The organism is Deltaproteobacteria bacterium (assembly GCA_016875225.1).
Classification (GTDB): Bacteria; Myxococcota_A; UBA9160; order SZUA-336; family SZUA-336; genus VGRW01.
Map to the genome: position 1 here is coordinate 32154 of VGRW01000003.1, position 14944 is coordinate 47097.

A 14944-nucleotide genomic window follows, 5' to 3' on the forward strand; every position below is an offset into this window, starting at 1 on the left:
CTAGCGCCTGGCGACGAGACGCCGCGCGTGCTGGTCCCTGTACGTGCTCACGCCCTCGGCAATGCCCTGCGCAGCCTTGCGCGCGAAGACGTCGCTGCTCAGTCGCTTCGCCTCGGCCGGATTCGAGACGAAGCCGACCTCGACCAGAATGGCCGGCATGTCGGCTTGGAACAGCACCAGGAAGGGCCCGCGCTTCACGCCGAGATCGACCGTCCCGGGGTAGCTCTTGCGCAGCCGCGAGACGAGCGAGCGCTGCACGAGCTCCGCGTAGCGGGCGGCGTAGCGCTCGTTGTTCCCGAGCTTCAGCGAGGCCAGGATCCGGTGCAGCTCCGAGAGCCCGGCCACGGTCGTGCCGTTCTCGCGCGCGGCGACGCGCGCGGTCTGGCGGTCGTAGCGCGTGTCGAGCAGATAGGTCTCGACCCCCGCGAGCTTGCTGTTGCGCGCGGCGTTCGCATGCACCGAGATGAACAGATCGGCGTTCTCGCGGTTGGCGATGTCGGTGCGCGCCTCGAGCGGCAGGAAGACGTCCGAGCTGCGGGTCATCACGACCTCGAAGCCGCGCCGCTCGAGCTCCCGCCGGAGCTCACGCGAGATCGAGAGCACCAGCGCGGCCTCGCGGAGCTTGCGAGCTCCGATCGCGCCGGGATCCTTGCCGCCATGACCGGCGTCGATCGCGATCCTCCGCACGACGCGCTGGTCCCAGTCCTCGGAGTCGAGGGTCTCTGCGGCGGCCGGCGCGCCCTTGGGGATCTCCACGACGATCCGGAACGGCGACTCGAGCGCGAAGATCGTCGGGCGCGGCGAGGTCTCTGCGAGCTCGAAGACGACGCGCGAGCGCTGCAGGGTGTTCTGCGCCCCACGCACCAGTCGCAGGTTCGAGCTCGCCTCTGGCGCCTGCGCCGCTCCGACCGGCGGCTCGATCCAGGTCCCGTCGACGTCGACGTAGAGCCGGCGCGGACCCGAGAGCTCGTTGACCGAGTACGGCGACTTCCGCGACAGCTCGATCTCGACACGCGTCCGTGTCGGCGAAGTCTCGACCGAGATCGCGCGCACGTCGCCGAGCCCGTCGGGGCGCACGCCGGCGCCGAGGCCCGAGATCGCCAGCAGAGCGAGAAGCAGCGAACGCAGGCGCCGGATCAAGAGGGATCTCCGGCCAGGCGCTTCAGCCGGTCGATCGCGACGAGCGCCTCGATCGGCGTCATCTGGTCCGGCTCGAGCGCGCGCAGCGCGGCGTGGAGCGGATCGGGCTCAGGCGCGAACAGGCCGAGCTGGGCGGGCTCACCGGCTGCGCCGGGCGCGCGCGCCAGGCGCGGAACACCGCGTTCATCGAATTCCCCCCCTTCGAGGTTGCGCAAGACTTCCCGCGCACGTCGGATGACCTTGGGGGGGAGTCCGGCCGTACGCGCCACATCGATTCCGTAGCTGCGACTGGCGGCTCCGGGCTCCATTCGCCGCAGGAAGAGGATCTCTCCGTCCTGCTCGGCACAGGTGAAGTGGTAGTTCCTCACCGCCGACTTCGTCCGGGCCAGATCCGCCAGCTCGTGGTAGTGAGTCGCGAACAAGACCCGCGCGCGCAACCCCGGTGCGTCGTGCAGGTGCTCCGCAACCGCCCAGGCGATCGAAAGTCCATCGAAAGTCGAGGTTCCGCGGCCGATCTCGTCCAGCAGAACCAGGCTCCGGCCGGTCCCCTCGCGCAGGATCGCCGCCGTCTCGCGCATCTCGACCATGAAGGTGCTCTCGCCGGTCGCGAGCGAGTCGGAGGCCCCCACCCGGGTGAAGATCCGGTCGGCGATCCCGATCCGCGCGCGTCGCGCGGGAACGAACGAGCCCATCTGCGCGAGCAAGGCGATCAGCGCCACCTGCCGCAGCAACGTCGACTTCCCGGCCATGTTCGGCCCGGTGAGGATGAGGAAGCGCACGTCCTCGCCGTCCAGCCGGACGTCGTTCGCGACGAAGTCGCGCGTGCCGAGCTCCACCACGGGGTGTCGTCCGGCCTCGATCTCGATCGCGAGCGTCGAGTCGAGCTCGGGTCGCACCCAGCCGCGCTCGCGCGCGACGGTCGCCAGCGACTGTGCGACGTCGAGCTCGCCGATCGCGAACGCCGAGCGGCGCACGCGCTCTGCCTGCGTGCGCAGTCGCGCCTTCAGCGAGTCGACCACGCGCAGCTCCGCCGCTGCAGCGCGCTCGCGCGCGCGGAGCGTCACGTTCTCCCAGCGCTCGAGCTCGTCGGTGGTGTAGCGCTCGCCCGAAACCGTCGTCTGTTTGCGCCGGTATTCGGGCGGCACGAGCCCGAGGCGCGCCTTGGTCACCTCGATCGACCAACCGAAGATGCGGTTGTAGCGGACCTTCAGCGTGGGAATGCCGGTGCGCGCGCGCTCGCGCGCCTCGAGCTCGGCGAAGAACGCCTCGCCTTCGATCGACTCGCGGCGGATCTGGTCGAGCTCGGCGTCGACGCCGTCTCGGACGTAGCCGACGTGCGGCTCGCCACGGGGTGCCGGCGGCGGCTCGTCGACGAGAACGCGCTCGAGCTCGACGCGCACGTCGTCGAGCGGATCCGAGATCGGCGCGGCACCGGCCACGCGAGCCACCCCGCAGAGGCAGGCGCGAAGCTGGGCCAGCTCGCGCGGACCGCCGGTCGGAAGCGTCGCGCGGGAGAGCGCGCGCTCCAGGTCGCCCACGCTGCGCAGAGCCTCGCGAAGTGTCTCGCGGGCGGAGTCCGGCTCGAGCCAGGCCGCGACCCGCTCCTGCCGCGCCCCGATCGCGACCGGGTCGAGAAGCGGTTCGCCGAGCCAGGTCGCGAGGCGGCGCCGGCCGAGCGGAGAGCGCGTCTCGTCGAGCGCGGCGAAGAGCGTGCCTTCGCGCCCTCCGTCGTGGCTGTTCTCGAACAGCTCCAGGTGGCGGCGCGTCGCGCGATCGAGCGTCAGGAACTCGGCGACTCTGTAGCGGCGCAGCTCGCCCAGCTGCGCGAGAGAGGCGGGCTGCAGCCGCGCGACGGTGGCGAAGAGGGCCGCGGCCGCGCGAGCCGCCGCGCAGGTCTCGTTCGCATCGAGGCCGTGCGGGAGCCGACCGATCCGATCCGCGACCGCGCGCGGCTCGAAGTCGGCATCCGCGACGCGGCGCACGGCCACTCCGCGCGGCAGATCCTTCTCGACGTCGCGGGCGATCAGCTCGCGCGGCCCGATCCGATCGAGCTCGGCCTCGACGATCTCGCGCCGGTCGCTCTCGGTCGCCGCGAACTCTCCCGTCGACAGATCGAGGTACGCAAGCCCGTGCAGGTCCGACTCCCGGATCAGCGCCGCCAGGTAGTTCGCGCCCGCGCCCTCGAGCCGGTCGGCGTTCGCCACCAGCCCCGGAGTCACGACCTCGACGATCTCGCGCCGCACCAGCCCCTTTGCCGCGCGCGGATCCTCCACCTGCTCGGCGATCGCGACCGAGAGCCCCGCCGCGAGACAGCGCCGGAGGTATCCCTCGAGCGCGTGAAAGGGCACGCCGCACATCGGCACGGGCTGCGGCGAGTCCTTCTCGCGCGAGGTCAGGACCAGGTCGAGGAGCGGAGCGGCGGTCTCTGCGTCGGTCTCGAAGAGCTCATAGAAATCGCCCATCCGGAAGAAGAGCAGCGCATCGCCTGCCTGCCGCTTGAGCTCGCGGTGCTGGCGCATCATCGGCGTCTCGCTGCGGCGCGGCTCCACGCGCGCAGTCTAACGCGTTGACGGCGGGCCGCGGCCTGCGGTACAAAGCCCTCCGTGAGCCACGCGCGCTTCTTTCACGCGTTCTACTTTGGCTGGCAGGCCGACCGGGCCGCGGCAGGAGACGCGAGCGCGTAGGGCGCAGTCCAAACCAGTCGCCGCAGCCCCGGGAGGCCTCTCTCGGGGTTTTTTTTTGCGCGCGAACGACCGACCGGAGATCCCATGCAAGCCAGGAACGAGAGCTCTCCAAACGACCTGCCCACACCCGCCGCGCTTCGCGCGAAGCTCGAGAGGAGCCCCGGCGTCGAGCGCACCGTGGAGCGCGGACGCTCCGCGATCCGCAACGCCCTGCACGGCCGCGACGCTCGGCTCGTGGCGATCGTCGGGCCCTGCTCGATCCACGAGCGCGACTCCGCGCTCGACTACGCGCGCCGCCTGGCGCGGCTCGGTGCCGAGCTCGACGACGCGCTGATCCTGGTCATGCGCACCTACTTCGAGAAGCCGCGCACGTCCCTCGGCTGGAAGGGGATGATCAACGACCCGCGGCTCGACGGCTCCTGCGAGATCGGGCTCGGCCTGGAGCGCGCAAGAGAGATCCTGCTCGCGATCGGCGAGCTCGGCCTCGCCTGCGGCAGCGAGCTTCTCGATCCGATCACCCGGCACTACATCGGCGATCTCCTCGCTTGGGTCGGAATCGGCGCGCGCACCTCGGAGAGCCAGATCCACCGCGAGATGGCCAGCGGCCTGCCCATGCCGGTCGGCTTCAAGAATCCCACCTCGGGCGAGCTCGCTCCCGCACGCGACGCGATCCTGGCTGCGCGCAGCCCCCATCGACACCTCGGCATCGCCGCCGACGGCGGCTTCCGGCGCATCGAGACGCGCGGAAATCCCGACGTCCACCTGGTGCTTCGCGGCGGCGAGCGCGGGCCCAACTACGGAGCGCGCGACGTCGCGCGCGCGGCCGAGCTGACCTCGATGCTCGGGCTGGCCCGGCCGATCCTGATCGACTGCTCGCACGCGAACGCCGAGAAGGACCACCGCCGCCAGCCGCACGTGCTGCGCGAGGTGCTGCGCCAGCTCGAAGCGAAGGCGAGCCCGATCCTGGGACTGATGCTCGAGAGCCACCTCGAGCCCGGACGCCAGGCGCTGCGAGCCGGCGAGCCGATCGCCTACGGCGTCTCGCTCACGGATCCTTGCCTGGGCTGGGACGAGACCGAGGCTCTGCTCCGCGAAGCCGCCGCGTGCGCTCGCGCCTCGAAACGGCTCGAGCCAGCCGCTAGCATGGCGCCCGCCTGATCGAGAGGAGCGCCCGCGTGCCCGATCCCCGCCCCTTCCGCGTGCTCGGACTGCAGCAGATCGCCGTCGGCTCGACCGACAAGGCCGCGCTGCGCCGCCTCTGGGTCGACCTGCTCGGACTCACGCCCACCGGCACCTACACGAGCGAGTCCGAGAACGTCGACGAGGACATCGTGCGCGCCGGCGCGGGCGCCTCCGCCGTCGAGGTCGACTTGATGGCGCCGCTCGACGCCGAGAAGCGCCCGCGCGTGCACGATCCCGCGCTGAACCACGTCGGCCTCTGGGTCGACGATCTGCGCGCCGCCGTCGACTGGCTCGGCGCGCAAGGCATGCGCTTCACACCCGGCGGCATCCGCAAAGGCGCGGCCGGCTTCGACGTCTGCTTCATCCACCCCAAGGGAAACGCAGAATCACCCGCCTCGGGCGAGGGCGTCCTGATCGAGCTCGTCCAAGCTCCCGCCGAAGTGATTCGCGCCTTCGACGCGGCACAGCGAAACACTTAGGCAGGAGCTCGTGGGCCGGGGCGCCGCGAGGCGCTCCTGCGACCAGCTACTTCGCGTGAGCTAGAAGATCGCGTAGCCGCCGTCGACGCGGAGCACGTCGCCGTTGTGGAAGCGGGATTCTCTGGCGGCGAGGTAGGCGGCGACGGCCTCGAATTCTTCGGGCTTTCCCCAGCGGCCGGCGGGCGTGCGATGCAGGATCGTGTCGTAGAGCTTCTTCCAGGACATCGCGGGAGCGGTCATCTCGGTCTCGATCCAGCCGGGGAGCACTGCGTTCGCCTGGATGTCGTGCCGCCCGAGCTCGACGGCGAGCGATCGGATCAGCGCGATCACGCCGGCCTTGCTCGCGGCGTAGTTCGCCTGCCGCGGCATGCCGTGCAGCGAGCCGATCGAGGACGTGACCACGAGCTTGCCGCCGCCGCCGCGCGCGATCATGTGCCTGGCCGACTCGCGAAAGCAGAGGAAGACGCCGGTCAGGTTCACGTCGAGCACGGCGTTCCAATCCGCCACGCTCATCTCGACGAACGGCCGCGCCAGACCCATTCCCGCGTTCGCGAAGCACGAGTCCACACGGCCGAAGCGCGCCAGCGTCTGGTCCATCGCGCGCACGATCTCGCTCTCGCGCCCTACGTCGCAGACGAACGCCTCCGCGTCCGCGCCGAGCGCGCGCAGCTCGGCGACCGCCTCCGCGTTCTTCTCCGCATTGCGCCCCCAGAGCGCGAGCCGCCCGCCGCACTTCGCGATGCCGCGCGCCATTCCCAAACCAATCCCGCCATTTCCGCCCGTGACCAGCGCCACGTGACCCGTCAGATCAAACATCCTCACCCCTCTCTTCTCGCGAGACTATACGGCGACGCCCAGGTGTGGATCGCGGGTCGGCCGGCCGCGTCCGCCCGACCCGCGCTCCGCGAACAGCGCTCACCGGCGGCCGGAGCTAGCGGACCGGAAGCTCGAGTCCGCCCCCTCCGACTCTCACCCTCTTGATCCGGAAGATGCGTGCGCGCGAGCGGGGCTCGGGTTGCGCCTTGCCGAGCAGGGTCGAGCGGCCTCCGCGAGGGGACCCGCTCGGCAAGCGCAATCCCGAGCCCCGCTCGCACTTCTCGGCCCCCGACTCACACCTTGCTGGCCCGACCCGCCCAGAACGGCTCCCGCAGCACCTTCTTCAGAATCTTCCCCGACGCGTTGCGCGGGATCTCCTCCGCGAACGAGACCGAGCGCGGGATCTTGTAGCCGGCCAGATGCTCGCGGCCGTGCGCGAGGATGTCGGCTTCACTGAGCTTCCGGCCGGGGAGCGGCACGACCACCGCGTGCACGCTCTCGCCCCACTCCTCGCTCGGCACGCCGATCACCGCGACGTCGAGCACGTCGGGGTGAGCGTCGAGCACGGCCTCGATCTCGGCGGGATAGATGTTCACGCCGCCCGAGATGATCATGTCCTTCTTGCGGTCGCAGATGTAGTAGAAGCCCTCTTCGTCGAAGTAGGCCACGTCGCCGACGGTGTGGTAGTCGCCGCGGCGGTCCTCCTCGAACTTCTCCTGCGCCTTGTGGTAGGTGGCGAAGACGCTCGGGCTGCGGACCGAGAGCTCGCCGGGAACACGCGGCTGTGTCACGCGCTTTCCGTCGTCGTCGAAGAGCGCGATCTCGACCATCGGCGCGGGCTTGCCGCAGGAGCCGGGCTTTCGCAGCTGGTCCTCGGGCCGCAGCACCGTGTTCACGCCGAGCTCGGTCGACCCGTAGACCTCGAAGAGCGAGTCGCCGGGGAAATCGGACAGGTACATCTGCTTCAGCGCGAACGACCAGGGCGCCGCGTTGGCGATGAAGCGGCGCATCGAGCTTCGGTCGTACTTCGCCTTCACCTCCTTCGGCAGGTTGCAGACCAGACGCACCGGGGTCGGCGCGGAGAACGTGGTCGTCACCTCGTGGGTCTCGACCAGGCGCAGCCAGTCCTCGGCGTCGAACTTCTTCTGGACCACCACCGTGTTGCCGAGCGCGTGCGCGATCGCCATGAAGCCGCCCGGGCCCGAGTGGTAGAGCGGTCCCGTCGTCAGGTACACGTCGTCCGGCACGTAGCCGATCAGCTGCAGCAGCGCGGCGGACTGCTCGGCGTTTCCTGCGCTGCGCACCGCGCCCTTGGGCTTGCCGGTGGTGCCGGAGGTGTAGATCATCGTCTGCGCGTCCGCGGCGGGGGCCTCGCGCCTCGGCTGGCCCGGGCTCGCGGCGGCGATCAGCGCGTCGACGTCGCGCTGACCCGCGCCGGCCGCGCCGTCGTAGACCAGCACCTCGCGGATCTTCGGGATCTGCGCGCGGATCTGCGCGAACAGCGGCGCGTACTCGGCGTCGACGTAGGCCATCACCGAGTCGGAATTGTCGACGACGTACTGCGCTTCTTCGGGCGCGAGTCGGTAGTTGAGCGGCACCGCCACCGCGCCCGCCTTGCGGGCGGCGTGCACCGCGCGCACGACTCCGGGCGAGTTCTGCCCGCACCAGACCAGCTTCTCGCCCGGTCGAAGACCGAGCGCGATCAACGCGTTCGCGAGCCGGTTGGCCTGCTCCTCGAGCTCCGCAAAGCTCCAACGCAGGATCGTCCCGTCCGGTCGATCGTGGATCACCGCGGACTTGTTCGGCGCGAGCTGCGCGTGGATCGTGAGGATGTCGGGCGGTCGGGACTCGGCCATGCGTGCGGACCTCCGGGCTGGCGTTCGGGTGCGCCGATTGTCCCCGTGGCGTCCGCTGGGGGTCAAACGCGAAGACGCGCGCGGCTCGATGACCTCGGCTTCCAGTTCCGAGGCGGACGTGCTATCGACGCGCCGTGCAGAACGGGGGGACCGAACGGCCCGGACCGGACGGCTCGGCCGGCGACCGGCCGGGCTCCGTCAACGTTCGCCGCCTCACGCTGGCCGCGATCGGCGTGGTCTACGGCGACATCGGAACGTCTCCGCTCTACGCGATCCGGGAGTGCTTCCACGGCACGTACGGGACCACCCCGTCGCCGGAGAACATCCTCGGCGTCTGTTCGCTCGTCTTCTGGGCGCTCCTGCTGGTGATCGTGGTGAAGTACTTGAGCTTCGTGATGCGCGCCGACAACAACGGCGAGGGCGGCGTGCTCGCGCTGCTCGCGCTCGGCGAACGCGGCGCGGAGAAGCGCAATCCGCGCGTCCGAGTGATCGCGTTCATGCTCGCGCTATTCGGCACCGCGCTCCTGTACGGCGATGGGATGATCACGCCGGCGATCTCCGTGCTCTCCGCGGTCGAGGGGCTCGAAATCGCGGTTCCGGGACTCGAGCCCCTGGTCGTCTACATCGCGCTCGCGCTCCTGGTCGGCCTGTTCTGGGTGCAGAGGCGCGGCACGGAGCGGATCGGCGCGTGGTTCGGGCCGATCTCGCTGGTCTGGTTCCTCGCCATCGCCTGCGCCGGAATCCCCTGGATCGTGCGCGAGCCGGGGGTGCTCGCCGCCGTGAATCCGCTCTACGCCGTGCGGCTGTTGATCGACGCGACGGGTCCCGGCTTCTTCATCCTCGGTGCGGTAGTGCTCTGCGTGACCGGCTGCGAGCAGCTCTTCGCCGACATCGGCCACTTCGGACGACTTCCGATCACGCTCGCCTGGTATGCGGTGGTGTTCCCTTGTCTGCTGCTCTCGTACTTCGGGCAAGGGGCCTACCTGCTCAGCGCGGGCGCGGCGGGAATCGAGAACCCGTTCTTCGGACTCCTGCCCGAAATCCTCTTGCTGCCCATGGTCGGCCTCGCGACGCTCGCGACGATCGTGGCCTCGCAGGCGGTGATCTCCGGCTCGTTCTCGCTCACCGCGCAGGCGATCCAGCTCGGCTATCTGCCCCGCATGCAGATCATCCACACGTCCGTCCACAAGGAGGGGCAGATCTACATTCCCGCGGTGAACTGGTTCCTGATGCTCGCCTGCATCGGTCTGGTTCTGGAATTCCGGGCCTCCACGGGCCTGGCAGCCGCGTACGGGATCGCGGTCACGGGCGCGATGACGACGACGAGCATCTTGTTCCTGCCGATCGCACGGCGAAGGCTCGGCCTGGTTGCGACGATCGGGCTCGGAGCTCTCTTCCTCGTGGTCGACGTCTCGCTCTTCGCTTCGAACCTGCCGAAGATCCCGCACGGAGCCGCGTTCCCGCTCCTGATCGGGGTCGTGCTCTTCACGGTGATGACCACCTGGCGGCGCGGCTCGGAACTGTTGAACAAACACCTGAACGACGTGACGCTCCCGCTCACCTCGTTCATCGCCGACGTCGGGCGCGAGAAGCCGCTGCGCGTGCTGGGGACCGCGGTGTTCATGTCGGGTTATCCGGACGGGCTTCCGCTCGCGCTCGGTCACCACTTCAAGCACTCGAAGTCGCTGCACGAGAGGATCGTCCTGCTCTCGATCGTGACCGAGCACTACCCGGCCGTGCCGCGCCGGGATCGCGTCCGCGTCGAATTCCTCGGCGAGGGCTTCGTCCGCGTCACGGCGCGCTACGGCTTCATGCAGACGCCGTCGATCGCGGACATCCTGCGTCAGATCGCGGCGACGGGTGTTCCGGTCACGGTCGATCAGGCGAGCTTCTTCCTCGGCCGCGTGACGGTCCTCTCGGGCCCGAAGCCCGACATGGCGCGCTGGCGCAAGAAGCTCTTCGCGGCGCTGCACTACACCGCCCAGCCCGCCGCCGGCTACTTCGGCATTCCGCCAGGTCGCGCGGTCGAGCTCGGCATGCAGATCACGATCTGAGATGGGCGCGCCCTTCTACCGGCTCTACGGCGCCGAGATCAGCTACTTCACCGCGAAGGTGCGGCCGGCGCTTCGCGCGAAGGCGGTGCACTTCGTCGAGCTGCTGGCCACGCCCGCCGTGTACCGCGAGGTGATCGTCCCGCGAACGGGGCTCGCGTTCATCCCGATCGTCGTCACGCCCGAGGGTGAGACCTGGCAGGACACGAGCGAGATCCTCGACCGGCTCGAGGCGCGCTTTCCCGAGCCGGCGCTCCTGCCGCCCTCGCCGCTGCTGCGCACGGTCGCGTCCCTGCTCGAGGTCTACGCCGACGAGTTCATGCTGCTTCCGGCGATGCACTACCGCTGGAGCTTTCCCGAGAGCGAGGCGAAGGCCCGCGCGGACTTCGCCGCGACCAATGGCGACCCGGCAGCCGCCAGCCGCTTCGCGGACCGGATGAAGGGAAGCCTGCCCGCGCTCGGAGTGACGCCGGCCTCGGGTCCCGCGATCGAGGCACACCTGCGCGACCTGCTGTCCCGGCTCGAGGCGCTGCTCGAGCAGACGCCCTTCCTGCTCGGCGGGCGGATTTCGCAGGCCGATTGCTCGCTGATCGGCCCGCTCTACGCGCACCTCTACTGCGACGCCGTCCCCGGGCGGCTGCTGCGAGCGACCGCGCCGCGCGTCTGTCATTGGATCGAGCGCTGCAATCACCCCGACCCCGAGCCGCGCGGCGACTGGCTCGAGGACTCGCGAGCGGCGGAGCTTCTGCGACCGCTGCTCTCGCTCGTCGGCGCCGACGCGGTTCCGGTCGTGCTCGACGGCGTGCGCGCGGTCGAGACCTGGGCCGACGGCTGCGCCGATCCGCACGCCGCGATCCCGCGCGGCGTCGGCGTGCACGCGACGTCGCTGCGCGGAACTCCGCTCTCGCGCCACACCAGCCCGTACACGCTCTGGATGCTGCAGCGACCGCTCGACACGCTCGCCGCGCTTTCCCGCGACTCGATCGCGCAGGTCGGCCGCGCGCTCGCCGGCACCGGCCTGGAGGACTGGCTCGGATACCGGCCGAGGCATCGGCTCGGCAAGCGCGGCACGAAGCTCGCGTTCGAGGTCGAGGCTCCGCGCCGCTAGCGCAGCAGAGAGATGCAGAGACCCGCGAGCGCGCTTCCCGCGAGCGTCGCGGTCAGGCCGATCCGGAACCGGAGCAGCGCGACGCACGCGCCGAGCGAGAGTGCGAGCGCCCACGGATCCAGGCTCTCCCATGCTGGAACCGTGAGGTACAGTCCCGCCGCCTCGGTGATTTCGACGCGCGCGAAGACCACGTGCAGCGCGAACCAGAGCGCGAGGTTCGCGATCACGCCCACGACGGCGGCCATGATGCACTGCAGCGCGGCGGCCAGCCTCGGCTCGCCGCGCAGCCGCTCGACGTAAGGTGCGCCCAGGAAGATCCAGAGGAAGCTCGGCACGAACGTGACCCAGCTCGCGAGCAGCGATCCAGCGATTCCTGCCGCGATCGGGAACGACACCCCCGCGTGTCGGTAGGCGGCGAGGAAGCCCACGAACTGCACGACCATGATCAGCGGTCCGGGAGTGGTCTCGGCCAGACCCAGCCCGTCGAGCATCTCGGGCGCCGAGAGCCAGCCATAGCTCTCGACCGCGCGCTGCGCGACGTAGGCGAGCACCGCGTAGGCGCCGCCGAACGTGACGACCGCGGTCTGGCTGAAGAACACGCCGAGCCGCGTGAAGACGTCGCTCGGCCCGAGCCACCACGCGCAGGCGAGAGTCGGCCCGAACCAGAGCGGAAGGAAGATCGCAAGCACGCGAAGCGCGCGGGTGGTGCCGGATCCGTGATCCCTGCCCGGGCCGGGCTCCGGGGCCGACGCCGTCGAGACGATCCAGCCGACCCGACTCGCGACGACTCCGATCGCGCCCGAGGCGAGCACGACCAGCGGGAACGGAACGGCGAACAGGAACAGCGCGGCGAACGCCAGGACCGCGACCCAGCGCTGCAGCCGCGCGGCGAGCACGCGCCGGCCGATTCGCAGCGCCGCCTCTAGCACGAGCGCGAGCACCGCGGCTTTGATGCCCGAGAAGAGCGCTGCCACCGCCGGGAGCGCCCCGAACTGCACGTAGACGATCGAGAGCGCGAGGATCGCCGCGAAGCCCGGCAGCACGAAGAGCGCGCCCGCCGCGAGGCCGCCGCGAGTGCCGTGCAGGCTCCAGCCGAGGTAGGTCGCGAGCTGCTGCGCCTCGGGCCCGGGCAGCAGCGTGCAGAACGAGAGCGCGTGCAGGAAGCGCGCCTCGTCGAACCAGCGCTTCTCGTCGACGAGGATCCGGTGCATGACGGCGATCTGGCCCGCCGGACCGCCGAAGCTCTGGGCCGCGACGCGCGCCCAGACGCCCAAGGCCTCGGAGAACGGGATCGGCGCGGGCGACGGGCTCAGGAAAAGCTGTCCCACTCGCCGCACTGAGGACAGCGGAAGTGCAGCGTCGAGTCCTGCGCGCCGCAGCCGCGGCAGGCCATGCGCCGCGGCTCGGGCGAGAGCCGGGTGAGCAGCTCCTCGAAGGCCTTGCGCGCCTCGTCGTCGCGGTGCTCGGCCAGCAGGATCCGTCCGATCTCCGCGTGCGCATCGAGACAGTCGGAATCCTGGTCGAGGAGCCGGCGCAGGATCGCGAGCGCCTCGTCGACGCGCTTGCGCGCCGAGAGCGTGCGCGCGAGCCAGAGGCTCGCCTCGCGATCGTCCGGCTCCGCGTCCAGACGCTCCCGCAGGATGGCCTCGAAGCCCGAGAGGTCGCCGGACTTCGCGTGCGCGTCCGAAAGGCGCCGGTACAGAAGCGCTCCGATCGCGGGATGCAGGCCGAACGCGCGCCGGAACAGCGCGGATGCCTTCCTGTAGCTGGCCTCGCGCACACGCTGGTCGCCGAGCGCGACGTATGCTTCGGCGCAGGACGCGTCCTGCGCGAGCGCGCGCTTGAACGCCCTGCGGGCCTCCGCATCGCGGCCACGAGCCGCGGCGACACGCCCCAGGCCCGTCCAGAGGTGCGCCGAGATCCGTGCGGACTCCGGGTCGCGAACGCCGATCCGCTTGCGCACCTCGAGCGCGCCTTGCCAGTCGCCCGCGTCGATGCGAATCCGCTCCAGCGCGCGCAGAGCCTGCAGATTGTCGGGCTCGAGCTCGAGCAGGTTCTGGAACGCTTCGGCGGAGCGCTTGAGAAAGCCGCCGGCGCGGAAGTCGAGCGCCAGGCCGAGCAGCGCCTCGCGCCTGAGCTCGCGCGAGATGTCGGTGCGCAGCAGAAGGTTCTGGTGGATCTGGATCGCGCGTCCGATGTCCCCGCGCAGGCGGTACAGGTTCGCCAGCGCCAGGTAGACGTCCGAGGACGACGAGTCCACGCGCGCGGCCTCGGCGAGCGCCTTCTCGGCCGCGGGAAGGTCGCCGGCCAGCACGAAATGGAGCGCGCTGCGCAGCTGCGCCGCGGCCGTGCGCTCCGGCGCGGCGGGCGCTCTCCTGCGCAGCCAGTCGCGCACGCTAGACCCTCTGCGCGCTCGTCGGGCTCGCGGTGTCGGCGGCGATCGGCAGGGTGCGGAGCCCGTGGACCTCCTGCTCCAGCTCCCCGACCCGCTTCTGCTGCCGTCGCACCTGCAGCTTGAGGCGCAGGATCGCCAGGCCGCACGCGCCGAGCGCGATCGCGGCTCCGGCGAGCACCGCGGCGAGCAGCAGCATCCAGAGCGGCTCCTCCAGCGTCACGCCGAGCATGCGCACCGGAACGGGCTGCTGGTTGGCCGCCACGAAGTACGCGACTGCCAGCGCGAGGAGCAGCGCGAGCACGAGCGAGATCCAGGTCCTCATCGCGCGACTCGCTCCTGGAAGACCGGCAGCAGCCTCGCGTAGGTGCGCTCGAGATGTGTCGGAATCACGCGAATCTCCCCGATCGAGGTCATGAAATTCACGTCGCCGTTCCAGCGCGGGACGACGTGGAAGTGCAGATGATCGGCAAATCCCGCTCCCGCCGCGGCTCCGAAGTTCGCGCCCACGTTCAATCCGTCACAAGCATAGACCTCTTCGAGGATCTCGGCGCACGCAGAGACGCGATCGAAGAGCTCCGCACGCGCCTCGGGATCCAGATCGTGGAGTCTCGCGACGTGCGCGTTCGGCGCGACCATCAGGTGGCCGGCCGCGTACGGGTAGCGGTTCAGCAACACGAAGACGTGTCGGCCGCGGAACAGGATCAGGCGCTCGCGGTCGGCGACCGGAGTCGCGGGCTCGCAGAAAATGCAGCCGCGGGGCCCGCGCGCGCCCTCGATGTACTCCATGCGCCAGGGCGCCCAGAGCGGCTGCCCCGGCACGCGCGAATCCCCGCTCAAGGCGGATCGCCCGTCAGCGGTGACCGCCCGGACCCGCACCGGGCCGGAGCGGCGGCGCAGCGCCGGCCTCGAGCTTGCGCTTGGCCTCGATGCGCTCCTTCAGCTCCTTGCCGACCTTGAAGAACGGCGTGCGCTTGGCGGGGATCTTGACCTCTTCGCCGGTCTTGGGATTGCGACCCTCGCGCGCCTCGCGAACCTTCACCTGGAAGCTCCCGAAGCCGCGAATCTCGATCCGATCGCCTTTTCGCAGCGCGTCGGTCATGCAGTCGAAGATCGTGTTCACGACCGTCTCGGTGTCTTTCTTCGAGACGTGCGGAACCTTGATCGACACGCGCTCGATCAAGTCGCTCTTGGTCATTCCCGAGAGGTCCCCCACCCGCCTATCTCCGTATTTTG

13 protein-coding genes are annotated in these 14944 nt (G+C 70.5%); 4 read left to right on the forward strand and 9 right to left on the reverse strand.

The genetic code is table 11. From position 1 onward, the window contains the following. Both FJ108_01405 and mutS read right to left on the reverse strand, forming a co-directional pair. A complete protein-coding gene (locus tag FJ108_01405) occupies nt 1-1140 on the reverse strand; it encodes an N-acetylmuramoyl-L-alanine amidase (GenBank protein ID MBM4334557.1) in 1140 nt (379 codons plus the stop codon). Next, the gene (gene mutS / locus FJ108_01410; protein MBM4334558.1) at nt 1137-3689 is read right to left on the reverse strand and encodes a DNA mismatch repair protein MutS; all 2553 of its coding nucleotides are present in this window, start codon (nt 3687-3689) and stop codon (nt 1137-1139) included. The genes FJ108_01405 and mutS overlap by 4 nt, the downstream gene beginning before the upstream one ends. 219 nt (nt 3690-3908) lie before the next feature. On the opposite strand from mutS, the gene FJ108_01415 reads away from it, so the two are divergent. Continuing rightward, a complete protein-coding gene (locus tag FJ108_01415; protein ID MBM4334559.1) occupies nt 3909-4982 on the forward strand; it encodes a 3-deoxy-7-phosphoheptulonate synthase in 1074 nt (357 codons plus the stop codon). Between the two features lie 17 nt (nt 4983-4999). Next, a complete protein-coding gene (locus FJ108_01420) occupies nt 5000-5485 on the forward strand; it encodes a VOC family protein (GenBank protein ID MBM4334560.1) in 486 nt (161 codons plus the stop codon). Between the two features lie 60 nt (nt 5486-5545). Here the strand turns inward: FJ108_01420 and FJ108_01425 are convergent, their stop codons facing one another. Then, a complete protein-coding gene (locus FJ108_01425) occupies nt 5546-6301 on the reverse strand; it encodes an SDR family oxidoreductase (protein MBM4334561.1) in 756 nt (251 codons plus the stop codon). Nucleotides 6302-6594: 293 nt separating this feature from the next. Beyond that, nucleotides 6595-8157, reverse strand: a complete 1563-nt coding sequence (locus FJ108_01430) for an AMP-binding protein (protein ID MBM4334562.1) — start codon at nt 8155-8157, stop codon at nt 6595-6597. A gap of 134 nt (nt 8158-8291) precedes the next feature. Here FJ108_01430 and FJ108_01435 point away from each other — a divergent pair, with 134 nt between their 5' ends. Both FJ108_01435 and FJ108_01440 read left to right on the forward strand, forming a co-directional pair. Further along, nucleotides 8292-10211 carry a potassium transporter Kup gene (locus FJ108_01435; protein MBM4334563.1) on the forward strand — a complete coding sequence of 640 codons (1920 nt, stop codon included), beginning with the start codon at nt 8292-8294 and terminating at the stop codon, nt 10209-10211. A 1-nt stretch (nt 10212) separates the two neighbouring features. Then, entirely contained in the window at nt 10213-11316 is a 1104-nt protein-coding gene (locus FJ108_01440; GenBank protein MBM4334564.1) for a glutathione S-transferase, read from the forward strand. Here FJ108_01440 and chrA read toward each other — a convergent pair. The 5 genes from chrA to FJ108_01465 all read right to left on the reverse strand — a co-directional run bounded on the left by chrA (nt 11313) and on the right by FJ108_01465 (nt 14906). Then, nucleotides 11313-12662 carry a chromate efflux transporter gene (gene chrA / locus FJ108_01445; GenBank protein MBM4334565.1) on the reverse strand — a complete coding sequence of 450 codons (1350 nt, stop codon included), beginning with the start codon at nt 12660-12662 and terminating at the stop codon, nt 11313-11315. The genes FJ108_01440 and chrA overlap by 4 nt on opposite strands. After that, nucleotides 12626-13711, reverse strand: coding sequence for a tetratricopeptide repeat protein (locus FJ108_01450; GenBank protein ID MBM4334566.1), 1086 nt, complete (start codon nt 13709-13711; stop codon nt 12626-12628). The genes chrA and FJ108_01450 overlap by 37 nt, the downstream gene beginning before the upstream one ends. Before the next feature lies 1 nt (nt 13712). Further along, a complete protein-coding gene (locus FJ108_01455; GenBank protein ID MBM4334567.1) occupies nt 13713-14033 on the reverse strand; it encodes a DUF1049 domain-containing protein in 321 nt (106 codons plus the stop codon). Then, nucleotides 14030-14497, reverse strand: a complete 468-nt coding sequence (locus FJ108_01460) for an HIT domain-containing protein (protein ID MBM4334568.1) — start codon at nt 14495-14497, stop codon at nt 14030-14032. The genes FJ108_01455 and FJ108_01460 overlap by 4 nt, the downstream gene beginning before the upstream one ends. 64 nt (nt 14498-14561) lie before the next feature. Next, a complete protein-coding gene (locus FJ108_01465; GenBank protein ID MBM4334569.1) occupies nt 14562-14906 on the reverse strand; it encodes an integration host factor subunit beta in 345 nt (114 codons plus the stop codon). Nucleotides 14907-14944: the final 38 nt, after the last annotated feature.

Coding starts and splice junctions, on each gene's coding strand:
- FJ108_01415 (MBM4334559.1), top strand. CDS start 3,909: ATGCAAGCCAGGAACGAGAGCTCTCCAAACGACCTGCCCACACCCGCC.
- FJ108_01425 (MBM4334561.1), bottom strand. CDS start 6,301: ATGTTTGATCTGACGGGTCACGTGGCGCTGGTCACGGGCGGAAATGGC.
- FJ108_01430 (MBM4334562.1), bottom strand. CDS start 8,157: ATGGCCGAGTCCCGACCGCCCGACATCCTCACGATCCACGCGCAGCTC.
- FJ108_01440 (MBM4334564.1), top strand. CDS start 10,213: ATGGGCGCGCCCTTCTACCGGCTCTACGGCGCCGAGATCAGCTACTTC.
- FJ108_01455 (MBM4334567.1), bottom strand. CDS start 14,033: ATGAGGACCTGGATCTCGCTCGTGCTCGCGCTGCTCCTCGCGCTGGCA.
- FJ108_01460 (MBM4334568.1), bottom strand. CDS start 14,497: ATGGAGTACATCGAGGGCGCGCGCGGGCCCCGCGGCTGCATTTTCTGC.
- FJ108_01465 (MBM4334569.1), bottom strand. CDS start 14,906: ATGACCAAGAGCGACTTGATCGAGCGCGTGTCGATCAAGGTTCCGCAC.